The sequence below is a fragment of the Candidatus Schekmanbacteria bacterium RIFCSPLOWO2_02_FULL_38_14 genome (assembly GCA_001790855.1).
Classification (GTDB): domain Bacteria; phylum Schekmanbacteria; class GWA2-38-11; order GWA2-38-11; family GWA2-38-11; genus 2-02-FULL-38-14-A.
Genome location: MGDH01000029.1, coordinates 46916 through 71056 on the forward strand (window position 1 = coordinate 46916; position 24141 = coordinate 71056).

The following is a 24141-nucleotide window of genomic DNA, read 5'->3' on the forward strand; positions in this document are numbered from 1 at the left end:
GCAAATACCTTTAGCTATTAGCTCACGGCTATTAGCTATAAGCTATAAGTAAAAATTGCTTCGCAATTTTTCACGGAGAGAGAGGGATTTGAACCCCCGTTCCCGGTTTACCGGAAAATCCCGTTTCGAGCGGGACGCCTTCAGCCTCTCGGCCATCTCTCCAGGATTTGCCTTCGGCAAATACTCTTAGCTAATAGCTTATAGCATTTAGCCATAAGTATTTGGCTATAAGTAAAAATTCCAAAGCAATTTTTTTATAAGCTAATCTTTTATTTTCTCTTCTTCCTTAATCTGATATCCCTCAACCTCGGCATGCTTGACTTTTATATCATATCTGGCAATATTTTTAAAACCGCCGGAAACTGAATCACTGTTTGAAAACATTCTCTCTTTGTTTGCAAAAATAAGCTTTACAGGAAAGGAATGGACTCCTAAAACTCTGCTATTCCTCCAATACCCTCACGAATGGTAAAGTTTTTAATTTCCATTTTAAAATCCGGGAATTTAATTTATTTTTCATTTTCTTCTTCTCTCTATAAAAAACTTTTCTATAATTTTCCGGCACTCTTCTTCCATAATTCCGCTAAAAACAGGGATTCTGTGATTAAGCCTTTTATCCTCTGCTATATTGTATAAAGACCCTGCCGCCCCTTTTTTCTCATCTTTTGCGCCAAATATCAAACCTGAAATCCTTGCAAGGTGCATTGCGCCAACACACATAGGACACGGCTCTACCGTCACATAGATAAATGCTTCTGAAAGCCTCCAGCTTTTCAATCTCTCCGCAGTTTTTTTTAATACCAGCATCTCAGCGTGAGCTGTCGGGTCCTGAAGTTGCTCAATGCGGTTGTGGTCCCTTGCTATTACCTCATCCCTGTAAACCACTGCAGCGCCTATCGGCACCTCTTCTTCCCTGTATGCTATTCTGGCTTCTTCAAGGGCTATTACCATATACCTGTCGCGCAGAAAAAAATCCTCTGTTTTCATAAGGAATCTTTTATGGCGAGGAGAACTTTTATAGGTTTTGTTATATATCCAGGTTTCTTACCTTAGAGGCGCAGAGCTGGATAAAATTTCTCCTTGGCTCTACCTGGTCTCCCATTAAAACAGTAAAGACCTCATCAGCCTCAACCACATCCTCAACCCTAATCTGCAGCAACACTCTCCGCTCAGGATCCATTGTTGTCAGCCACAGCTGGTCTGAATTCATTTCTCCAAGACCTTTATACCTTGAGATATTATATCCCTTTTTCCCTTGTGTCAGGAGATATTCAAGGAGTGAATGGCAGTTATCAACAACGATATTCTCTCCATTGCTGCTTATTGTAATTGACCCGCTATCAAATATCCCGATTTTTGAATATAACCTGATGCACTCTTTCATCTCAACATTTTCCATAAGGGGTTTGTCAATTTTTGTTTTGCACTTTTTTCCTCCCCTGACAATAACAAAATCTGCAAAACAACAGTTGTGTTCCTCATCCCAGTCGATTTCGTATTTGAAAGAAGTGATATCCTTTTCTGCTTTCTTTATCTTCTTTATTCCCTGGTCAATTCTCTCTGCAAATTTTGAAGCTTCGCTGCTTTTGCTAAAATCTGCTTTTTCGCTTGCAAGCTCTTTTATCAGCAATTCCATAAGGACTTTATCATTTCCTTTTCTCTCAAACCTCTCCAGAAAATAATAGAACTCCTTTATTCCGCTTAATATTGAAACAAGCCTGCTTCCTGTAATTAGAGTCTTGGAGTTATCAGTAAAAACTGAAACATTCTCTGTGCCGTTCTGAAGCAGAAATGCATCCAGCTCTTTTGCATCCTTGATGAATTTAATCTTTTCATTCCCTTTTTTCACGCTGAAAAGCGGCGGTTGCGCTATAAAGATATGCCCTTTCTCCAGAAGCGGATACATCTGCCTGAAGAAAAATGTCAGAAGAAGGGTCCTTATATGCGCCCCGTCAACATCAGCATCTGTCATTATTATTATCTTGTGATACCTGACTTTGCTTGCATTAAAATCATCTGCTCCAATTCCTGTTCCAATTCCTGTTCCAAGCGCAGTGATAAGGATTTTTATCTCCTCGCTGCTCAGCATCTTATCAAATCTTGCCTTCTCTACATTAAGAATCTTCCCCTTAAGAGGTAATATTGCCTGAAAACGTCTGTCCCTTCCCTGTTTTGCAGAGCCTCCTGCTGAATCACCTTCTACAATGAATATCTCGCTGAAGGTCGGGTCTTTTTCTGAACAGTCGGCAAGTTTTCCGGGCAGGGAGCTTCCATCCAGCAATCCCTTTCTTCTTGTCAAATCCCTCGCCTTGCGGGCTGCCTCCCTTGCCTGTGCTGCACTAATAGCCTTTGTTACTATTTTCTTTGCAACATTCGGATTTTCCTCAAGGTATGTCCAGAGTGCCTCACCCACCAGCGACTCTACTATGCCCTTGACATCGCTGTTTCCAAGCTTTGCCTTTGTCTGCCCTTCAAACTGAGGCTCACTCAATTTTACACTGATAACTACAGTAAGCCCCTCTCTTACATCATCTCCTGTCAGATTCTCTTTTAAATTTTTGAGCAGATTGCTGTCTGCGGCATATTTGTTAATTGTTTTTGTAAGGGCGCTTCTGAACCCTATTAAGTGCGTACCTCCTTCGGTTGTATTGATGTTGTTTGCGTAGGTATATATGTTTTCCTGATACCCGTCATTATATTGAAGGGCTATTTCAATCTCAAAGGACTCAAGCTTTTTTTCAAAATAGATTGTTGGGTGAATTGCCTCTTTGTTTTTATTCAAATCCTGGACAAAAGATACTATTCCGCCTTCATAATGGAAGTTATGTTTTTTATCGTTTCTTTCATCTTCAATTGAAATCTCAACTCCCTTGTTAAGGAACGAAAGTTCTCTGAGGCGATGCGAAAGAGTATCAAAACTGTATTCTGAAACTTCAAATATTTGTTGATCAGGTTTAAATGTTACAGTTGTTCCACTTTCCTTTGTCTTTCCTATCTCTGTCAGCTTGTTTTTCGGAACACCCCTTTCATACCTCTGTGTATAGACAGCGCCATTATATTTTGTTTCAAGATTAAGCCACTCAGAGAGCGCATTAACCACTGATATTCCTACTCCGTGAAGCCCTCCTGAAACCTTATAGCTGTCCTTATCAAACTTTCCGCCTGCATGAAGCTTTGTCATGACCACTTCTACCGCTGATATTTTCGCCTCCGGATGGATATCTGTTGGTATGCCGCGGCCGTTATCTTTTACAGTAACGCTGTTGTCTATGTGTATAGCTACTGAAATTTTATTGCAGTATCCTGCAAGGGCTTCATCAATGCTGTTATCTACAACTTCATATACAAGATGGTGAAGTCCTTCAAAGCCTGTATTTCCTATATACATTGCAGGTCTTTTGCGGACAGCCTGAAGTCCTTCAAGAATTTTTATATTATTTGCCGTGTAGTGAACTTTATCTAAAGCCAGGTTATCCATTTTTCTCCTTTATACTCTCATTGGCATTAAAACACATACATAATTTTGGTTCTTTAACCCCTTTATCACACATGGGCTCAGTGAATCGTTTAAACCTATAACCAATTCTTCATCATCAACTGACTCAAGTATATCTAAAAAATATTTTGCATTAAAACCAACTGCAATTTCTTCTGAATCATATTTAGCCTGTAGAATATCGCTTGCTTGTCCAATTTCAGGATCGCTTGAACTTAGTGTTATTTCATCTTTTTTCACTGACATCTTTACTGCCTTTGACCTTTCATTACTCATAAGGCTGACTCTTTTTATACTCTCCTTCATCTCGTTTCTTTTAACTATAATTGATTTTGTGCTCTTTTTTGGTATAACCTTTTCATATTCAGGAAAATCAGTCTCAAGAAGCCTGATTACCAGATAAAGGTTATCTTTTTTAAAAATTATATGGTTATCCTTAACCCAGAATAAAATCTCATTATCCCCTTCTTCTAAAATTTTTCTCAATTCATAAACGCCCTTTCTGGGAATTATTATTTTTAAGTCTGCAGGTTTTAAAATGCTGCTGTTTGTTGTCTTTGCAAGCCTGTGTCCGTCAGTGGCAACCATATTCATTACCTTTTCCTTAAATTCCCACAGAAGCCCGCTCAGATTATACCTGCTATCATCGTTTGAAATTGCATATGATGTCTTTTTTATCATATCAAGAAGAACACCTGACTTAATTTTATCTTTTCCATCAGATTCTATATCCGGAAACTTCGGGAAGTCTTCAGGGTTTAAACCAGCAATTTGATAATTAATATTGCCACATGTAATTTTAAGCCAGTAATTTTCTATCAATTTCATGGTAATCTCTTTTTCTTCCGGCATTTCTCTTATAATCTCAAAAAGCTTTTTTGATAAAGTAGCAATACTTCCTTCTTTCTTGACCGAGCACTGATAGTTTCCTTTTATTCCTACCTCAAGGTCTGTTCCTATAATATTTAAATTTCCTTTGCCGGCATTCAGAAGAATGTAGGTAAGTATTGGAAGCGTTGTGCTCTTGGTTGTTATAGACTGTGTTCTCTGTATTCCTTTTAAAAGCTCATTTTTTGAAATTTTTATTTCCATAAATCATTCCTTTCTTATATTTCTTATATTTAATATATTAATCTTTAGGAAGTAATAGTATATATATCTTAATATGTTATTTATTAACAAAAAATCAATTAATTCAAATACTTATATTGTTTAAAAAATATTAAATATTATTAATAACTTATTAACATAATCTTAATCTTTAAAAAACATAGAGAGTTTCCAACTTTTTATTAACAGTAAAACATTAAGTATTTAACAGAAAAACAGCTTATTAATTCACATCTTATCCACACTTGTGGATAAGATTTTTTTTAATGTTTTTTATATTTTCTTTAGAAAATTTTATTTAAATTAATTTAGATTAATATCATAAATATAAATATAGTTCAAGAGAAATCTATAGGATAATAAGTATTTATATTTATTGAAAAAATTTATCTATCAGATATTAAAACCTCTTTCTTTTTATAAATAAAAATATCCTTAGCAATCTTAAACTCCTTAACTTTAAAAACCCATGATAAAAATACAAATATCAGGAAGCCTGAAACTATTGAGAAAAAAAGCGCAAAGAATACTCCTGTTATATGAAACAGATAATTATAGAAAACATATGAGCACGCAGACATTACAGCAGATATAAAAGATATTTTAAGAAACGATTTCACCAAATCTCTTATTTTTATACATCCAACCTCCCTGCGCATTAAAAATAAAAGCCCTATGAAATTAAACGTAGAAACAAGAGATGTAGAGAAACATATTCCTCCGTGACTAAAAGGCTTCATAAGCATCCAGTCAAGCAAGGCATTCAGTAAAAGATTTATAAATGAGAGATAGAGAGGAATCCAGTTTTTTTTCAAACTGTAAAAACCCCTGTTTAGCAGAGTATTTGCGCTTGCAAAGGGAATACCAAAGGAGAAAAAAACCAAAGCCAAAGCAACAAGCTTTGTATCATCAGGACTGAAAGCGCCTCTCTCATAAACGGTTTTTACTATTGGCGATGAGAGGGAAATAAAAAGCGCGCTTACCGGAATAGTCATAAAAAAAATCTGGCTGATTCCATTAATAAGGGTTGGTTTGAATTTTTCAAAATCCTTTTTTGCAATCAACGAAGAGAAAACCGGAAAAAGAACAGTTCCGACGGCAACAGCAAAAACACCCATAGGAAGATGAAATATCCTGAATGCAGAATCTATTGCTGCAAGACGGTCAGGTCCTAAAAATGAAGCAAAGACAGTATCAACAAAGACATTAAAGTTTATAACCCCAAGGCTTAAGGTTACAGGAAGGATTAATTTTAATATCTCGATTACATGCTGATTCTTAAAATCGATTATAAAAGAAAGTTTTCCCTGCCCTCTTAAAGGAAAAATCTGGACTGCAAGCTGGAAGACCGTGGCTATCAGAATTCCCCATGCGGCTGAATATATTCCAAGTTTTTTTTCATAAAAAACCAGAAAAAAGATTATTATGAAATTCCATAATATAGGCGCTATTGCAGGTACGGCGAAATGCTGAAAGGAATTGAGCATTCCTGTAATTATTCCTGTCATGCCAAGGATAACAACTGTAGGGAAAATAATAAGAGAGAGGTTTACTGTCATTGTAAAAAGGTGTTCATCGGGAGAGAAACCGGGTGCTGTTATTTTTATAACAAAGGGCATGAAGAGCATGGAAGCGGCAGTTATGATACATAAAAATATCACAGTTATTGAAAACAGGCTTGAGGCTGCTTTAAAGGCTTCTTCCTTATCTCCTTTTGCAAGCAGCTGGGTGAAAACCGGGATGAATGCTGCAGTGATTGCAGTATCAGCGATAAGCGTGCGCAGAAGGCTTGGAATTCTGTAGGCTACTGTAAATGCGCCTCTTGCAGGAGACAAGCCAAAATAGTTAGCCATTATGATTTCCCTGAAAAACCCTGCAAAACGGGAAAGCACGGTGGCAACCATTATCATGAAAGCAGCCCTTGCAAGCTTTTTTTTGTTTTCTGTCATCACAAGCCCTAATTTTACTAAAATATTTTTTTGAATTATACATTATATTTTTTCCCATTGGATACTAAAATTTTTAACTTTCAGAACATTGAGCTAATTTGTTTGACATTTAAGTGTTTTTCATTTATTTTTTTTAACTGTAAAGCATTAAAGATAAATCTATTTTCATAATTAATCTCATAGGAGAGGAGGGGTTATGGAAGAAATAATAGGTATAGCAGCAGGAAAAATCTGGAATACGATTGGAGAGAAAAGACTTACCCGGACACAGCTTAAAAAGGCAACAGGCTTAAACGAGAAAATGCTTTTCCTGGGTTTGGGCTGGCTTTGCAAGGAGGGAAAGATTGAATTTGTAAAAGAGGATAATTTTGAAAAAATCTGCCTGACAGAAGAAGAAAAAAGATATTTTCAAAATAAATAAAAAGGAAAGATAATGAACATATTGATTGTATCTTCTGAAGTCGTGCCGTTTGCAAAAACAGGAGGGCTTGCTGATGTTGCAGGAGCCCTTTCGAAAGCCATTAACAAACTCGGCAACCATAGGGTTGCAGTTGTAATGCCAAAATACAAAATGATTGATGAGAAGAAGTTTAACCTTAAGGTGATTAATAAGAGTTTAAATATAGGGTTTGATTCCAAAAAAACATCTGCAAGGGTTTTTTGCGGAGAGATGGAGAAAGGTCTTCTTGTATATTTTATTGATATCCCGGAATATTACGCAAGGGAAGGGCTTTACCAAAAAGAAAGCCAGGACTATTCTGATAATGCGGAAAGATTCGCTCATTTTACAAAAGCTGCTCTTGAGGCATGCAAAACCTTAAACTTTAAACCGGATATAATCCACTGCCACGACTGGCAGGCAGCGCTGGTTCCTGTTCTTTTAAAAGGTTTTTACAAGCAGGATTCTTTTTTTAAAAACACAGCAACTGTTTTTACAATTCATAACATTGGCTATCAGGGAAACTTTCCTCCAGAAAAGGTATCATTCATCAAATTTCCTGATGATTTTTATACAATGAGCGGATTGGAATTTTACGGAAGTATCAATTTTTTAAAAGGAGGGCTTGTTTTTTCTGAGATAATAAATACCGTAAGCAAAAAATACAGCCAGGAGATTCAGACACCGGAATACGGATGCGGTCTGGATGGAGTCTTAAAGGAACGTTCCAATGACCTCTACGGGATTATCAACGGTATAGATTACGAGGAATGGAGCCCTGAAAAGGATAAGCTCATAAAACATAATTTTGATAAGGATGATTTAAAGGGAAAGGCTTTTTGCAAAAAAGAGCTTCAGAAGGAACTGGGGCTAAGGCAGGATATGAAGGTGCCTGTTATTGGAGTAATATCAAGAATTGCAGCTCAAAAGGGACTGGACTTGATTGCAGAGGTTTTTGACAGCATGATGAAGATGGATTTGCAGTTTGTTTTGCTTGGAAGCGGTGAAAAGGAGCTGGAGGATTTTTTCAAAAAGGCTTCTGAGAGGTACAACGGCAAGTTTGGAGTAAAGGTAGGTTTTGACAATGGTCTTGCTCACAGGATTGAAGCCGGAGCAGATATGTTCTTGATGCCTTCAAGATATGAACCCTGCGGTTTAAATCAGATATACAGCCTCAGTTACGGCACTGTTCCTGTTGTCAGAGCAACCGGCGGGCTTGATGATACGATAACTGATTTTGAGGAAGATAAGGAAAATGGAAACGGATTTAAGTTTGCAGAAGCCTCTGCACAGCAAATGCTCGAGAGGATAAAGATTGCATTAAGATATTATAATAGCAAGGAATGGATGAAAATAGTTGGGAACGGAATGAAGGCTGATTTCTCATGGGATGCATCTGCAATAAAATATGTTGAGCTTTACGGGCTTGCTGTTAGAAAAAAAACAGGGAAAGGAGCAGCAGTATGAGAAGACAACGAATTATTCTGTCAGCGCTATTTCTTTTCGTCTCCGTATTTTCAAACACTGTTTTTGGGGCAGAAAAGGCAAGGCTTACAGGTCCCTTTGATACTATCCGTGATTATCTGGCAGCCCTTGAAGCAAGAGGGAAACTTTTAAAAATAAAAGAAGTGGATCAGGATAAGTATGAGGGCACAGCATTTATTTACCGGATGCTTGAGAAAATTGGCTCAGACAAAGCCCCCGCAGTAGAGTTTCAGAAGGTAAAGATTAACGGGAGGCTTATGGATGGACCAGTAATCGGAAATACTTATTGCGGATGGGATGCTGCCGCAATGATGTTTGGAGTTGAAAAGATAACAGATGACCAGGGGGAGATGTACAGGGTTGTCAGAGATAAGCTTGTGAACTTTGTAAAAGAGAATGGAGGAAAGTGGAAGAGGATAAAGCCTGTTGTTGTAAGCGACAGGAATATCCCCTGCAAAGAGGTAATCTTAAAAGGAGACGAAGCAGACCTTTTAAAATTTTCGTGGTTTAAAAATAATCCGGGTGATGCAGGGCAATATATAAATACAGGCGCTGTTTTTATGGAAGACCCGGAGCTTGGAAGGAATGTTGGAACCTATCGTATCCAGGTCAAGGGAAAGAATAAGGTGGGTGTCAACACTGAGCCGGGACAGCACGGATGGATATTTATTAATAAGGCAAAGCAGAAGGGAGAAAAATCTCTCCCTGCTGCGATTGTTCTTGGAGTTGACCCGATTATTTTTGCAATGAGCTCAACAAAAGTGGCAGGGCTTGGAGAGGATGAGTTGGAGTTTGCCGGAGGGCTTAAGGGGAAACCTGTGGAACTTGTCAAATGCGAAACAAGCAATATCATGGTCCCTGCCAAGGCAGAAATGGTAATTGAGGGCGATGTGATTACTGAGGTTGAAGATGAAGGACCTTATGCAGAGATGTATGGGTATATGGGGAAAAAACATCAGAACTGGTATATGAATGTTAAAGCAATAACCCACAGGAAATATCCTATAATAATAAATGATTTCACCGGAGTCACACATACCACCCACATGATACCATGGCAGATTGATTCATATCTCAAACTGAAAGATAATTTTCCGGATCTGGTTGATATGTATTCTCCAAGAGAAACAGTTGGGATAACCATTTTAAGCATAAATAAAAGGTTTCCGGGACAGGGGATGCTGGCAGGACAAATCCTTCTTGGAATAAGCAGTGGCGCTAAAATTGCTATCGTGGTTGATAAAGATGTAGATGTGACAAACATAACGCAAGTGCTTCACGCTGTTGCAACAAGATGGCAACCCTATCCTGCAAGCCAGATAATTGAAAGGACTTTTACAAGAGGTGTTGACCCGAGCATTTCCCAGAGATTTATTACAAGCAAGATTGTAATAGATGCAACAAAGCAGCTTCCTCAGGAGGGGGGTCCTGAGTCCTGGCCTGATGTGACCCACACTCTCTTTGAAAGGCTTGCCCCGGATGCAATGGGCATTGTTGACAAGAAATGGGAAGAATACTGGAAAGAATGGAAAAAGTAGGTTAAATCATTACAGACCTCAGGCAAAGACTGACCTTTCATAAAGTTTTTCCTTTATTCATTTTTTTAATATGGCAAGCCCTATTTTTTTAACTTTTCTTCCTATAGGATACAATATGAAGGAAAAGGGAGATGCCTTAGAGAGCAGGAAATTCCTCAGTCTTGCCATTCCATTTTCCATTGAAATTTCCTTTCCGTTCCTCTCAATGGAAATTACCTTTCCGAGGATATCAGAGGAAGAGATTGCAGGGTCAGGTGTATAACAGAAATCGCCTTTTGTGACAAATAAAGGCTCACCTTTTTTTTTATTCTGTTTTTTAATCAGTCTGTGAACTACAAAGCCCCGATAGCCTGTTTTATAGAGTATTACATCTCCGGATTTTAATTTTTCCGGCTGGACCGGTTTGACCTTAATTATATCCTTATCCTTTATAAAAGGGTGCATGCTTGTTCCTCTTGCCTGAAACCTTAACACATGGCCCTTTCTTAAAATCTCAGAGGAAAGTTCTCTGAAGGCAGGACTTCCAAACCATTTTTCCTGCATAAATTATTTTATACCTCTTACAAAATCTATGATGTCTTCATCCGGCTTGAAGGCGAGTTCATAGCATGGAATATCTTCTATTATCTCGGAAGCAAAGCCCAAGGTAAAATTCATTCCTTCCGGGTCCCAGTATGTTGGAAAAGCCCTCACCATAAGCCTTGAAGCAGCATCAATCTTGTCTAATAGTTTAGCAGAATTTTCTTTTCCATGCCTTATAAAGAAAATTTTCTTTAAAACTGCTTTTTCAGGGGAATGAATTTTTGCTGTCTCGTGCCAGGGAGTACCGTAAGCAAAAAAACTCCCGTTTTCTTTTCTGATTATAACCCTCTCGTCGGTCAACACCTTAATCCCGTCTTTACCTTTCCAGATTTCTGCCATTGTACTTTTACCTGCGCCTGATGTTCCGGTAAAGAGCATTCCAAAACCTCTATCGTTTATGCAGTTTGAATGGAGCAACAATCCTTTCCTCTTGGAGAGGATAGTGATCATTAAAATCTCATCTATCGGATAATCTAAGGGATTTGGAATATATGAAGAGGAGTTTAACGGGGCACGATAGATTTCGCCATTTTTGAAGTCTTTGTCAATGATTGCGATTGAATACGGCTTTGCTGCGTTTGGTGGGGAGGAGAGAGTGAATATAAATTTGTTATTATTGGAAAAGAGCTTCCAGACACTGCCTGAATTAAAAATCTCTTCTCCCAAGGCAATATCAGGAATTTCTCCGTAATGGGCTTTCAGAAGCAGGTCTGGCTCACCGTTTTTTACAATAAAGCGGATGCTGGCATTTTCTTCAACAAAATCAACATTTGCATTTTCAGAGCAGACCTGGATTATGATATCAGCTATTTTCAGTTTTATGCTATTCATTTCTCTGTCTTTCAATAATCGAAAAGTTCATTCTCAATCTATCATGATTAAAGATATAGGAGGAACTATCTTCAATAGTTCCTCCTATGATTTTTTTTCATCAGGATTGTTGCTCAAAGATATGGTTTCTTTTGTATCTTTGAAAGTTTCTGTTACCCCTCCCCAGCATTCTTTGAATTTCTTAGCTCTTAAGTGAGCTATTTCACAGAGATATTCAACAGGGGTCTCCATGTCACCGTGCTCAAGCCCTGCCCAGCCGGGGCATTGTCCACACATTGCAACAAGCTCGCAGGTTCTGCATTTGGTATCTTTGCTTGGTTTTTGAGAGAGGATTTCAGGAAACAATTTATAATAACCATCTTTAAAAGACCCATTGCGCAATGAGAATGTTTTTGACCTCACCAGTATGCAGGGGGTTAAATTTCCGTATGAATCGATATGGAAAGAATTTATTCCTGCTCCGCATAAAAAGAGCTTATCTTTTTTAAGCGGCTGACCTAAGAATTTTTCACAAAACTCCTTCCATTCCTTCATCCTCTTTTCATCATCCAGATCCAGGTTTACAATATCCTGCGCCGGTATTCTCACATAATGCGGCTTATTTATTCCATCAAGCCTTGCATTCAGCAACGGGTCAAAGCGGAAGGAAAGCCCTAAATCCTCTTCAACCCATTTTTTAATATCTAAAAGCTCTGAAACATTTAACGACATGATTACACTTTTGAGCTTCAGAGGTATTTTCCGTTCAATCAGCAATTCAATGCCTTTTACGCACTTCTCATAAGAACCCGGAACGCCTGTAACTTTCTCGTAGGTTTCCTTAGTCCTTCCGTAAACTGTGATTTCAACGGAAAAAGGAGGCCAGTCACTTAAATAATCTGCTAACTTCTTTGTAATCAGTGTCCCGTTGGTGAAAATGGTTAATAAAAACCCCTTTCTCTTGGCGTAAGAGTAGAGTTGTAAAAAATCTTTTCGAAGAAGCGGTTCCCCGCCTGTTAATAAAAGCCACAGACACCCTTCTTCTTCTAATTCATCAAAGATTTTGCATATTTCTTTCAAAGAGAGCTCTTTCTCCTTTTCCTTTGAATCATTGGCAGGAAGATTGATATAGCAATGGGCGCAGGAGAGATTGCATCGGGAGGTTATTTCTATTGAACCTCCAATTGGAATTTTCGATTCAACTACTTTCTGATGGATGCGCTTGCTGAATTCCCCGTAATTTACAATCGGGATATGTTCACAGTCTACTGCCATAATCTATTTTTCCACTATTAATTTTATTCCACCCATGACTTCCAGCTGACCTATAAAATCCTTCATATCAGAGACAACCTGTTCTTCGGTTACATCAAACTCTTCAAGCAGGACATTTTTTATTTCTTTCATCTTTCTTTTTCCGTCTACCAGCTCCCATATTTTTGCCCCTATTTCATCCAGGGTATAAATACTTTCTAAATCTCCAACATTCTTTCTTATTGGGACAAGTATTATCTCATCAGCGATTTTTCTTGATACAACTGATTGGTCTTTCTGATAACAGCAATCCAAAAAGTCCATAAAGCCTCCTTAGGTTTTTAACATCATTGCTAAATATTCTTTTTTATATCCTGCTTCCCTTTTGCCAGGGTTTTCATCAATGCCACGGAACAGGACTTCAGCGAAGCCAAACTTTTTATAGAAATTTATTGCAGGAATCGATTTTGTGTTTACCATCAGCTTTATTTCTTTTGCCCCGTCTCTTTTTGCCATACCGATAGCTTTATCCATAAGAATTTTGCCTATTCCAGCTCCGCGATATCTTTTCCCAACTAAAAGGCCAAATATCCACCATTCCCTGCAAAAAGCAATCCTTGCCCTTTTCACAGCAGATTTTATAAAGCCTATTTTATAAATATTGCTGAAATTACGCAAGGTGTTTTTCTATAACGGGAACATGAGCAGATTATGGGATAATTCTGGATTACTTTCTAGCTTGCAAGATTTAGAACTTAACTTTTAACAGAAATCTTCAGACCCTGCTAGAGACTGCCCCCCCCTTGAGTAATCTCGTCCCAATCCTGATAGAAAATAATATTATATATTTTAAAGATGTTACATGTTTATTCATGCAAAAATTGTGCTTTTTTAAAACTTATTGAATATATTGACTAAATTAAATAGCAGAAGAGATTAGCTTTTAAAAAAATGTTCCCAACTGCTAGTTGCTTTGGTGAGAGTAATTTCTCAATGTTTTCTTTGGACAATAACTCCATAGCCATCTTTGACTGAGCGAGGACGACTGCGAGGAAAAAATCAAACCAAGGTGTGATGTAGAATAGACTTAAATCAAAAATCATTTTGGGACAGCCTGCCGTTCCCTTTTTTAATTATAATCTTTGATTAATTTCTTTTGACTGGATAAATCGCTTGTAGTAATGATATAAAATAATAACTTTAAAAATGACAGGAGAGTTTTTTGAAAAAAATTAGCGCAAAATATCCTGAAGATTCAGCTACAAGGATGGTTGAGGTTGTCCTTCCTAACGATACAAACCTTCTTGGAAATGTCCTTGGAGGACGGGTTATGCACTGGATAGATATTGCAGGAGCAGTTGCTGCAAGGCGCCACAGCCGGAGACCGGTTGTTACTGCTTCAATGGATGTTCTCACATTCAAGCATCCCATAAAGCTTGGCGAAGTGGCAATACTTGAAGCATCTCTTATATATGTTGGAAAAACTTCAATGGATGTTGAGGTTCATGTTTATTCAGAAGAAATCTCAGGAAAGAAAAAACAGACAAGCACTGCCTATCTTACCTTTGTTGCACTGGATGATAACGGCAAGCCTACATCTGTGCCAAAGCTTAAACTGAAGACTGAAGAGCAGAAGAAGAAGTTTAAACAGGCTGAAAGAATGAGGGAAATTAGAAAGAGACTGAAAACGGAAATATAAGCTTTGGAAAGAAAAATTTTTTTCATTGTTTTATCTTTGCTTCTTGTCCTTGGGTTTTTAGTTTACGGAAACTCATTCAAGGTTCCCTTCCATTATGATGACAGGGTGTTGATTTTAGAAAACGAAAACCTTCACAGCCTTGAAAGGTTTTTTAAAAAAGAGTTCCCTTCTTCAAACCGTCCTGTTCTTATGCTCTCATTTGCCTTAAACTACAGCGCAGGTGGAGTGAACCCTGCCGGCTACCACCTGGTAAACCTTATCATCCACATCCTTACAGCATTTTTGATTTACCTTATTACACTCGGGCTTCTGTTAAAAAAGGAAACGGAGAAAAACCCGGACTGTTTTGTTGTTGCGATATTAGCATCGCTTATTTTTCTAATCCATCCCCTTGCAACAGAATCAGCAACCTATATTTCGAGCAGGTCATCGCTTATGAGTTGTTTTTTTTATCTCCTTTCACTTTATTTCTTTGTCAAAGGAAGTGCTGAAGACAGGGAAAGTATTGTTTTTTCTTCCGCCTGCATTTTTTCATTTTTGATGGCTCTTGGAAGCAAGGAGATAGCAATAACCCTTCCGCTCATAACTGTGCTTTCTGACTATTATTTTATTTCTGATGGAGACAGAAAAAAGATATTTTCAAATTTCAGGAGATTCCACCTCCCTTTGGCAATTTCAGCTATAGTTGTAATTTTGTTGAAATTCAGTTATGCAATCCGCCTTGAAAGCCCTGACAGGGTTGAAAGAGGGTTTTATTCCCACATATTGAGCACAGCATATGCTCTTATTTTTTATCTGAAAAAATTTTTTCTCCCTCTGAACCTGAATATTGACCCGGACTTTAAGATATTTGATTCTGTTTTCCATTCAGGAATAGTTGTTATATTATTTGCCGCATTAATGCTTTTAATAACTGCGGTTAAGCTTTATCCAGAAAAAAAAATTATTTCTTTTTCAATTATATGGTTCTTTATAACACTCTCCCCTCATTTCCTGATAAGGCTGAGGGATATAGGGGCTGAGAGATGGCTTTATCTTTCCCTTGCAGGATTTGGATTTTTTTCAGCAGGGCTGTTTGTTGAGTTGAAAAATGTTTTCCAGAAAAAAGGTAAAAATATTTTTACAGGTTCAATACTTTTAATAATTTTTTTGTTTTCAGCAACTACTATTGCCAGAAATAAAGTTTGGGAAAACGGTATTTCTCTCTGGGCTGATGCTGTAAAAAAATCTCCCAATAAATTCAGGCCCTATAACAATTTAGGGGAAGCCTATTCTGCTATGGGAGAGATTGATATGGCTTTGCAGGAGTATGAAATTGCTTCCAGACTTAATCCAATGGCTGACAGGGTCCACTATAATCTTGGCAATGCCTACAGTAAAAAAGGAGAGATTGACCCTGCAATAGCGTCCTTCACAAGAGCAACAGAACTTAATCCCTCTTATGCAAAGGCATATAACAATCTTGGAAGCATATATTTAAACAACGGTAATCTGCAAAAGGCAGAAGAAATGTTTTTAAAAACAGTGAAAATTCTTCCTGATTTTAAGGAAGCTTACAATAATCTTGGAAATGTGTACAGCGAAATGGGGCTGTCCAAGGAAGCAATTTCAGAGTACAAGAAAGCTATTGACATAAATAAATATTATGATACCCCTCACTATAATCTTGCAAGGGAGTTTTATAAAAGCGGCTCTCTTGAAGAGGCGATAAAAGAGCTTGAGATAGCTTCAAAACTATCTCCTAAAATTGAATATTCTGAAAAACTTCATGAATTAAAAAATATCCGGGGTATGAAAAATTGAAATCCTTAGAACATTTCCAGCCAAAAAGCATTAAAGAAGCTGTAAATAATTTTTCTGATTACGGAATCCCAACCTTTCTTGATGTTCCCAATATTGAAACAATTATTTTAGAAAATCCGCTAAAGAATAGCAGCAATTACGGAGTCAAGGGTATTGGCGAACCTCCTACAATCCCAACAGCAGCAGCAATTGCCAATGCAGTATATGATGCGATTGGAGTTAGAATAAAAGAGCTTCCGATGACGCCTGAGAGAGTGCTGAAGGCGATAAAAGAAAGAACCCAAAATCCCAAATAACAAATTCCACATTGACACTAAAATTAAAACTCTTATACTAAGAACAGAATTAATCTTATCAAAACAAAAAAATGATTAAAACAGAAGAACTATTAAGCATAAAAGAAGCCAGTGAATGGGCTACGGAACATTTGGGAAAGTTGGTTACAACTTCAAATGTTTCATACCTCATTCAATACGGAAGAATTAAAAAGATTGGCAGCAATGGAATGACACAAGTTTCTAAGCAGGAATTAATCAATTATTACAGGTCATACAACGGATATAGGAAACTATCATGGGAAAATCAGTTAGGTAGTGACCTTAACTGGGCTTTGTCGTTTGATCAATACACGGAATCCGAAACTACTAAACATGTTCACAGACTACATCCATACAAAGGAAAGTTTATTCCACAACTTGTTGAATATTTCCTTGACGGTCATACTGATAATTTCAAGAAAGAGGTTTGTTTTAAAAAAGGTGACGTTGTTTTAGACCCATTTTCCGGCAGCGGAACAACAATGGTTCAATCATGCGAACTTGGAATGCACGCCATTGGAATTGATGTTTCTGCTTTTAATGCTCTAATTGGAAATTGCAAGGTTACAAAGTATAACCTTGTTGATGTGCAGACAGAAATAAATAGGATAACAAAAGCACTTAGAGAATTTTTATTAAATTCTCGCACAATTGAGTTTGAGGAAAAACTTTTACAAGCACTCTATGAGTTCAACAACAAATATTTTCCAGTTCCCGAATACAAATACCAATTAGCACAAGGAAATATTGACGAAGCAAGATTCGGAACAGAAAAAGAAAAAGAGTTTTTTTCTATCTACAACAAACTTATTAAAGATTATAACATCAAACTTCGTCAAGATAAAACTGATACTTTCCTTGACAAGTGGTATTTACAACACATCAGAGAGGAAATTCAATTCGTATTTGATGAAATCAAAAAAATAAAAAATGCTGACACTAAAAAAATAATCAGTATCATTTTAAGCAGAACTATTCGTAGTTGCAGGGCAACAACTCATGCAGACCTTGCAACACTTCTTGAACCGATTACCGCAACATATTACTGTTCAAAGCACGGAAAAATGTGTAAGCCACTTTTCTCCATTCTCAAATGGTGGGAAACATACACGAAAGACACGGCAAAACGACTATCGCAGTTTGATAAGTTGAGAACGCAGACCTTTCAAGTTTGCCTAACTGGTGACAGCAGAACAATTGATATTTTCAAAGAAATAGCAAAGAAAAATTCTGCATTTGCAGATTTAGCAAGCAAACAAAAAATAAAAGGAATTTTTTCATCACCGCCTTATGTTGGACTAATTGATTATCACGAACAACACGCATACGCATACGATTTGTTTGGCTTTAAAAGAAATGATGAATTAGAAATTGGACCACTTTTCAAAGGGCAAGGCAGAGAAGCAAAACAAAGCTACATTCAAGGATTAACAGATGTTCTAAATAACTGCAAAAAATATTTGATAGAAGATTATGACATTTTTCTTGTTGCAAATGACAAATACAATATGTATCCTGTCATCGCGAAAAATACAGAAATGAAAATCGTAAATCAATATAAACGTCCAGTATTAAACCGCACAGAAAAAGATAAAGGTGCTTATTCAGAAATCATTTTTCATTTCAAAACAAAATAAATATGGAAACAATAGAATTAGAAAAAATTGTTTATTCGCTTTGCATTGAAGACTTACAAAATGTAGCGAATGAAATATTGGGCAGAGAACTTAATGCAGATGAAGTGTCAATACTTGAGAATAAAATTGGCGACTACATTGATTGGTACGGTGCCATTAATAATGCTATATTACAAAACATAACTCTAAATAAATAATGGCACTTTCGCAAAACCAAATTATAGATATAGAAAATGTTTTACGAAATAGTTTAAGACACAAATTCCAAAACTACAATCCAGAACCAGCTTCAATGCCATTTCATACAAGGTTACTTGGCAAAGACAGATTGGCTTTGTACTCTTTTATCCATTCTCTAAATACGAATTTCGGCACAAGTATTTTTGAGCCAGTTGCCTTAGCATTAGCTTCATCAAGTTTTACAAGTGCTGCATCAAAACAAACAGCGGGGACACAAATTTCTTCTGAAGCACATCATGTGATTCAAAATATTATGGATGGTTTAGCTACAGCAACATCCTCACCAAACAAACCAGAAGAAATTATTGCAATCAAAGAAGTTTGCAGACAAGGCGAAATGAAAAAAGTGAAGCTTACAAAAGTTGACATCAAACTTGTAGCACATGACGGAACAATTTATCTCTTTGACCTAAAGACAGCCAAGCCAAATGCCGGTGGTTTTAAAGAATTTAAGCGGACTCTTTTAGAATGGATTGCTGCAACACTTGCAGGAAATCCAACTGCTGATGTTCAATCTTTCATTGCAATTCCTTACAACCCTTATGAACCAGAACCCTATAATCGTTGGACAATGAGAGGAATGTTAGACCTTGACAAAGAATTAAAAGTTGCAAGTGAGTTTTGGGATTTTATTGGCGGTGAAGGCGCATACCAAAATTTACTTGATATTTTTGAACGCATAGGGATTGAATTGCGAACAGAGATTGATGATTACTTCGCTCGATACAACAAGCAAAATTGAAACGGCATATTTTCTTGAACACAGTCGGGCATCCGGCAACAAAAAAATTAAAAAAATTTTTTAAAAACTTCTTTAATCTCTCAAACATTATCTGCTCATTCCAAAAATAATACCATCTGATTCTTTGAACCCCCTTTTCTGCAAGCCATCTTTTCTGCTTTACAGCTTACAGCTTATAATTTATAGCTATTTTTATTATTTTAACTTGTAATTCCCTGTGGTCTTGCCACAGGGTAGTTCATTTGGAATTTGGGTTTTGTAATTTGGAATTTTAAAATATGATTTACGCAATTCTTCTTGCTGCCGGTGAATCAAAGAGGATGGGGACACTAAAGCAGATTCTTCCCTTTGGTAAAAGCACAGTAATCGAAATCGTTATAGATTCTCTTTTGGAATCTGATATAGAGAAAACAAAAGTTGTTCTTGGCTACAGGTCAGAAGAAATTTCAGGAGTAATTGGGAACAGGGAGGTTGATATTGTCATAAATAAAAATTACAAGAACGGAATGCTTTCTTCTATAAAATGCGGAATCTCCTCTCTGCCTGAAGACGCTGAGGCTTTTCTGCTCTGCCTTGTGGACCAGCCGGCAATAATGGCTTCAGATATTAATAAATTAATTAAGGCATATAAAAAATCAGGAAAGGGAATTATAATTCCGGCTTATAAGGGGAAGAGAGGCCATCCAATAGTCTTTGACAGAAAATATACAGATGATATCATCAATCTTAAGGAAGACGGTGATGGATTGAGGGAAGTAGTCTGGAAAAACTCTGATGATATTCTTGAGGTTGAGGTTGAAAATAATGCGGTAATTAAGGATATGGATAATATTGAAGAGTACAGGGAGATAGTAAAGATTACAAAGTGCAAAAGTCAAAATGAAAAATGATAAAAGATACTTGTCATTGCGAGGAGCGAAGCAACGAAGCAATCTCTGCTTGAATGTTGGCTGTTGGCTTTTTTGAGATTACTTCGCTATCGCTCGTAATGACATTCATTGAGATTTATTCAGAAACTTATTTAGAAAAAAGAACTTTTTAATAATGTTAGATATCTATAAAGAAATTGTCAGAATCAGAGAATCTGGGGAAAAGGCAGCGCTTGCCACAATAGTTTCAAGAAAGGGCTCGACTCCACGGAAAGAATCAGCAAAGATGCTGATTAAGAGTGACGGGTCAATCATCGGTTCAATAGGAGGCGGATGTGTTGAGGGACAGGTCTGGGATGACGCAAAAGAGGTTATTAAAAAAGGGAAATCAAAAATCCTCCATTTTGACCTTACAAATGAGGAGATTGCCCTTGACGGGCTTGCATGCGGAGGAAAGATGGATGTTTTAATAGAACCAATACTGCCTGTGCCAACAATGTTCATATTTGGCGCAGGACATATATCTCTGCCTCTCTGCAAGATTGCCAAGATTGCAGGATTCAGAGTTGTAATAATCGATGACCGCGATATTTTCGCAAACAGAGAGAGGTTTCCTGATGCAGATGAGATAATTGTTGAAAGTTTTGAGACTGTTTTTAATAAACTCAGAATGAATGATTCCTCTTACCTTGTTATTGTTACCCGCGGACATCTTTATGATGAAAAGGTTCTGGAACTGTCTCTAAGAACCAAAACAAAATATGTTGGAATGATTGGAAGCAAAAGGAAGATAAAGACTATTTTTACTAATTTAAAATCCCGCGGAGCAACACAGGCACAGTTAGAAAAAATTTATACCCCAATTGGCCTCCCAATAGATGCAGAAACTCCTGAGGAAATTGCAGTAAGCATCATGGCTGAAGTGATAAAAGTGAAGCAGGATGAATAGCCATTCAATAAAGAAGCTGTAATCACAATTTTGCAAACTCTCTCTTAACCTCTTCAAGCTTTTCTGGATTCAAGAATAAGTCAAGAGCGGTTAATGCAAGGGCTTTTGCCCCGGCAATCAAGCCTTCATCTCCTTGGGAAGAAATTGCAGCCTGTGCAAACTCTTTTGAATGGGTTGGCGGAGCATCATTGCAGATTTTTATGTTTGGATGGATTGTAGGAAGTATATGGCTTACATTTCCAATATCAGAAGAACCCGTGCCACGCTCTTCCTGAAGGGATTCTTTTATATTTAAAAATTCAAGGCTTTCCCTGAATAGATTTTCCAAAGCCTTGTTGTGCTTCATTGGATAATACCTGTTCTCTCCCATTTCTATTTCAATCCTGCACCCTGTTGCTGTTGCGCCTGCCTGTGCGCATGCCTTGACTTTTTCAATGAGAGTTTCAAGATAGTCTTTGTCTTTTGTCCTTACATAAAACCAGCAGGATGCAAAGGCAGGAATAATATTTGGCCTTTCTCCTCCATCAGTTATTATTCCGTGAATTCTTACATCGCTTGGAAGCTGCTGACGGAGGGCATTTATGTTATTAAATGTAAGAATCACAGCATCAAGGGCATTTCTGCCAAGAAAAGGAGATGCAGCAGCGTGTGCGCTCTGTCCGTAGAACTTAAACCTCATCTGAACATTTGCAAGAAAATTTGCCCTTGCCTTTGTCTTGATGTCAGGGTGAATCATCATTGCAGTATCAACACCATTAAAAACTCCAGCTTTGATGAGCGAGAGTTTGCCTCCTCCGCCTTCCTCAGCAGGAGTGCCAACTACAAGAATCCTTCCAAAATCACTTTTTAAAACCCTTGCAAGTGCCGCAGCTGCGCCGCAGCTTGCAGGCCCGATTATGTTGTGTCCGCAGCCGTGACCAATCCCGGGCAGGGCATCGTACTCAGCAAAAAAAGCTATGCAGGGTTTATTTTTTGCTTCCCTTGGGAACTGTGCAACAAAAGCGGTCTCCATTGAAGCTACGCTAATCTTTATGTCAAAGCCGTTTTCTTTTAAAAAATCTGTAAGCCACTTGCAGGCTTTATATTCATTAAAGCCAAGCTCAGGGTTGCTGTGAATATTATGGCTTAGAATTATAAGCTCTTTTTTAATTGCATCTACAGCAGCTATTATTTCATTTTTTATCTTCTGAGTTTCCATTCACTTTCTACCTCTGGTTATTATTTGGTTATTTTTCATTATGATAAAAAAATATTTTAAAATAAATCTATCTGATTGTTTCCTTTTTATCAGGATATTCTTAATTTATCAACCTCTTCTATTCAATAGAATTCAAGAAGGATTAATAAAAATTTCATTGCCTTGACAAAGGGTAAAGTCCTAAGTAAATTTGGTATAGGTTAAAAAGGAATAAAGTTTTGTATCTACCTCTAAAAGATAACAGCACTGTGGCAATAATTGGCGGAGGACCTGCAGGGTCAAGCTGCGCAATTAAACTTCTTCAGGAATCTAAAAATCTTGGCAGGAAACTGCGGGTTGTGATTTTTGAAGGCAAGGATTATGATATCCACTTTAACCAGTGTGTGGGGGTATTATCGCCTCCCCTGCAATCAATCCTTGAAAAAGAACTAGGGCTATTCCTGCCATCTGAATTAATCAAGAGACAGATTTATGGCTACAGGCTCCATGGTCCAGGACAGGAAATACTTCTTGTGGGTCAGGACGCTTCAGAACCAACCTATACTGTAAGACGAGTCAAGTTTGATAAATATCTCCTTAATTGTGCTAGAGAATTGGGGGCAGAGGTTTTAAGAACCCGTGTTTCATACCTTGAGTTTATCCGGAAAGAAGGAATAGATGAGGTAAGGATTTATAGCGATAGCACATATCTTAAAGCTGATGTTGTAGTTGGTGCCTTTGGACTTGATGAGATGATGCTAAGCGTTCTTGAAGAAGCAACATCAAAAGACGGAAACTATTCAAGACCCAATAAAGTGCTTAAAACTTATATTGCAAAGTTCCATACAACAGGAGGGTTTATCAGGCAGAAGCTGGGGAATATAATCTATGCATACCTTGTCCCTGTTTTGGTACCAAACATAGAGTTTGGTGCAATAACTCCAAAGGCTGACCACATCATAATAAATATTGCCGGAGAAAAAGTAAGTTCCTCTGATATGGATGCATTCCTTTCTCTTCCAGAGGTAAAAGAGCATCTGCCGGAATTTAACAGAGATGAAATGTTTTATTATGAAGGCAGATTTCCGACAGCGCCTGCAAGAAACCCCTTTGGCTACAGGTATGTTACTGCTGGTGATGCAACAGGCTGGATGAGGCCATTCAAAGGAAAGGGGATTAACGTTGCCATTGTGACCGGTATTAAAGCAGCAGAGACAATGCTTGAGTTTGGTATAAACAGGGAAGCCTTTGAGAATTATGCAAACAGTTGCAGGGAACTATTGGATGACTACATTTATGGCTCTGGTGTCAGATTACTTTGTAAATACGGTCCAAGCCTTGTTCTGACTCATCTGATTGAGCTTGCAAAGGTTAATCCATCAATCTATGAAGCGCTTTATAATTCTGTTTCAGGTCAGGAAACATATAAGAATATAATCAAGAGCATGTTCAAACCAGTGTTAATAAGAAAAATGGCTCAGGGAGTTATAAAAAGTTATTTACAAAAAAAAGGAGGTAAGATGAGTGAAGTTAAAATAAGAAAATTAACAACCCGGGATATTGATTCAGTTATGAAAATTGACGAGAAAATCACGGGAAAACCACAGGAAGCCTACTGGGCTGGAAAAATAGCGTCTTATCTTTCAAGAGAGCCTGATGCCTGTCTTGCAGCTGAGATTGAAAACAAAGTCGTGGGATTCCTTCTTGGGGACATAAGGGGATGGGAATACACAATTCCCTTATGTGGATGGATTGATATAATGGGAGTTGATATTAACTACCAGGGAAAAGGCGTAGGAAAGATGCTGGTAGAATCACTTTTTGAATATTTTAAGAGCAGTGGAGTTGAAACCGTGATGACAGTAGTTGACTGGAATGATGGGGATTTGATTGATTATTTTCGCTCACATGGGTTTGAAAGAGGAGAATACATCAACCTGGTGAAGAAGCTGAAGTAGCAACTATAAAAAAATTCAAATGTCAAAGCTCAAAGTTCAAATAAAATCCAAAGTCTAAATGACTAAAACTTTTGAAATTTGGATTTT

At 37.5% G+C, this 24141-nt stretch carries 23 protein-coding genes and 1 tRNA gene; 12 read left to right on the forward strand and 12 right to left on the reverse strand.

Annotation, left to right across the window (positions count from 1 at the left end; all coding sequences use genetic code 11):
- Positions 1-73: 73 nt before the first annotated feature.
- The 5 genes from A3H37_04015 to A3H37_04035 form a co-directional block, all read right to left on the reverse strand.
- Positions 74-162 (reverse strand) — tRNA-Ser (locus tag A3H37_04015).
- Between the two features lie 354 nt (positions 163-516).
- Complete coding sequence (locus A3H37_04020; protein ID OGL49108.1) at positions 517-987, reverse strand: tRNA-specific adenosine deaminase; 471 nt, start codon at positions 985-987, stop codon at positions 517-519.
- Between the two features lie 40 nt (positions 988-1027).
- A complete protein-coding gene (locus A3H37_04025; GenBank protein OGL49109.1) occupies positions 1028-3478 on the reverse strand; it encodes a DNA gyrase subunit B in 2451 nt (816 codons plus the stop codon).
- A gap of 9 nt (positions 3479-3487) precedes the next feature.
- A complete protein-coding gene (locus tag A3H37_04030) occupies positions 3488-4588 on the reverse strand; it encodes a DNA polymerase III subunit beta (GenBank protein OGL49110.1) in 1101 nt (366 codons plus the stop codon).
- A 404-nt stretch (positions 4589-4992) separates the two neighbouring features.
- Positions 4993-6555: a murein biosynthesis integral membrane protein MurJ gene (locus A3H37_04035; GenBank protein OGL49111.1), complete on the reverse strand. Its 1563-nt coding sequence runs from the start codon at positions 6553-6555 to the stop codon at positions 4993-4995.
- Positions 6556-6751: 196 nt separating this feature from the next.
- Here A3H37_04035 and A3H37_04040 point away from each other — a divergent pair, with 196 nt between their 5' ends.
- From A3H37_04040 to A3H37_04050, 3 genes are read left to right on the forward strand one after another with little or no spacing between them, the layout of a single operon-like run.
- Positions 6752-6976 (forward strand): hypothetical protein, encoded by a 225-nt coding sequence (locus A3H37_04040; GenBank protein ID OGL49112.1) that lies wholly within the window; start codon positions 6752-6754, stop codon positions 6974-6976.
- A 12-nt stretch (positions 6977-6988) separates the two neighbouring features.
- Positions 6989-8461 carry a starch synthase gene (locus A3H37_04045; protein OGL49113.1) on the forward strand — a complete coding sequence of 491 codons (1473 nt, stop codon included), beginning with the start codon at positions 6989-6991 and terminating at the stop codon, positions 8459-8461.
- Positions 8458-10017 (forward strand): hypothetical protein, encoded by a 1560-nt coding sequence (locus A3H37_04050; GenBank protein OGL49114.1) that lies wholly within the window; start codon positions 8458-8460, stop codon positions 10015-10017. The genes A3H37_04045 and A3H37_04050 overlap by 4 nt, the downstream gene beginning before the upstream one ends.
- A gap of 57 nt (positions 10018-10074) precedes the next feature.
- Here the strand turns inward: A3H37_04050 and A3H37_04055 are convergent, their stop codons facing one another.
- The 6 genes from A3H37_04055 to A3H37_04080 all read right to left on the reverse strand — a co-directional run bounded on the left by A3H37_04055 (position 10075) and on the right by A3H37_04080 (position 13766).
- On the reverse strand, positions 10075-10560 hold the full coding sequence (locus tag A3H37_04055) for a signal peptidase I (GenBank protein OGL49115.1): 486 nt from the start codon (positions 10558-10560) through the stop codon (positions 10075-10077).
- 3 nt (positions 10561-10563) lie between these two features.
- Positions 10564-11430 carry a hypothetical protein gene (locus A3H37_04060; GenBank protein OGL49116.1) on the reverse strand — a complete coding sequence of 289 codons (867 nt, stop codon included), beginning with the start codon at positions 11428-11430 and terminating at the stop codon, positions 10564-10566.
- 84 nt (positions 11431-11514) lie between these two features.
- Positions 11515-12684 (reverse strand): hypothetical protein, encoded by a 1170-nt coding sequence (locus tag A3H37_04065; protein ID OGL49117.1) that lies wholly within the window; start codon positions 12682-12684, stop codon positions 11515-11517.
- Positions 12685-12687: 3 nt separating this feature from the next.
- A complete protein-coding gene (locus A3H37_04070; GenBank protein OGL49118.1) occupies positions 12688-12987 on the reverse strand; it encodes a hypothetical protein in 300 nt (99 codons plus the stop codon).
- Positions 12988-12996: 9 nt separating this feature from the next.
- Positions 12997-13341 carry a hypothetical protein gene (locus tag A3H37_04075; GenBank protein ID OGL49119.1) on the reverse strand — a complete coding sequence of 115 codons (345 nt, stop codon included), beginning with the start codon at positions 13339-13341 and terminating at the stop codon, positions 12997-12999.
- 236 nt (positions 13342-13577) lie between these two features.
- Positions 13578-13766: a hypothetical protein gene (locus tag A3H37_04080; GenBank protein ID OGL49120.1), complete on the reverse strand. Its 189-nt coding sequence runs from the start codon at positions 13764-13766 to the stop codon at positions 13578-13580.
- A gap of 119 nt (positions 13767-13885) precedes the next feature.
- Here A3H37_04080 and A3H37_04085 point away from each other — a divergent pair, with 119 nt between their 5' ends.
- The 8 genes from A3H37_04085 (at position 13886) to A3H37_04120 (ending at position 20919) form a co-directional block, all read left to right on the forward strand.
- Positions 13886-14362: an acyl-CoA thioesterase gene (locus A3H37_04085; GenBank protein OGL49121.1), complete on the forward strand. Its 477-nt coding sequence runs from the start codon at positions 13886-13888 to the stop codon at positions 14360-14362.
- Positions 14363-14365: 3 nt separating this feature from the next.
- Positions 14366-16165, forward strand: a complete 1800-nt coding sequence (locus A3H37_04090; GenBank protein ID OGL49122.1) for a hypothetical protein — start codon at positions 14366-14368, stop codon at positions 16163-16165.
- Complete coding sequence (locus tag A3H37_04095) at positions 16162-16461, forward strand: hypothetical protein (GenBank protein ID OGL49123.1); 300 nt, start codon at positions 16162-16164, stop codon at positions 16459-16461. Before A3H37_04090 ends, A3H37_04095 begins: the two co-directional genes overlap by 4 nt.
- 71 nt (positions 16462-16532) lie before the next feature.
- Positions 16533-18119 carry a restriction endonuclease subunit M gene (locus A3H37_04100; protein OGL49124.1) on the forward strand — a complete coding sequence of 529 codons (1587 nt, stop codon included), beginning with the start codon at positions 16533-16535 and terminating at the stop codon, positions 18117-18119.
- 2 nt (positions 18120-18121) lie between these two features.
- On the forward strand, positions 18122-18316 hold the full coding sequence (locus tag A3H37_04105) for a hypothetical protein (protein ID OGL49125.1): 195 nt from the start codon (positions 18122-18124) through the stop codon (positions 18314-18316).
- On the forward strand, positions 18316-19101 hold the full coding sequence (locus A3H37_04110) for a restriction endonuclease (protein OGL49126.1): 786 nt from the start codon (positions 18316-18318) through the stop codon (positions 19099-19101). The genes A3H37_04105 and A3H37_04110 overlap by 1 nt, the downstream gene beginning before the upstream one ends.
- A 278-nt stretch (positions 19102-19379) precedes the next feature.
- Positions 19380-19991, forward strand: coding sequence for a hypothetical protein (locus A3H37_04115; GenBank protein OGL49127.1), 612 nt, complete (start codon positions 19380-19382; stop codon positions 19989-19991).
- A 154-nt stretch (positions 19992-20145) separates the two neighbouring features.
- Complete coding sequence (locus tag A3H37_04120; protein OGL49128.1) at positions 20146-20919, forward strand: xanthine dehydrogenase; 774 nt, start codon at positions 20146-20148, stop codon at positions 20917-20919.
- 22 nt (positions 20920-20941) lie between these two features.
- Here A3H37_04120 and A3H37_04125 read toward each other — a convergent pair whose 3' ends face one another.
- Positions 20942-22117 carry a hypothetical protein gene (locus A3H37_04125; protein ID OGL49129.1) on the reverse strand — a complete coding sequence of 392 codons (1176 nt, stop codon included), beginning with the start codon at positions 22115-22117 and terminating at the stop codon, positions 20942-20944.
- 248 nt (positions 22118-22365) lie between these two features.
- Between A3H37_04125 and A3H37_04130 the strand changes: the two genes are divergently transcribed.
- Positions 22366-24054, forward strand: a complete 1689-nt coding sequence (locus A3H37_04130) for a hypothetical protein (protein ID OGL49130.1) — start codon at positions 22366-22368, stop codon at positions 24052-24054.
- The last annotated feature ends 87 nt before the right edge of the window (positions 24055-24141 follow it).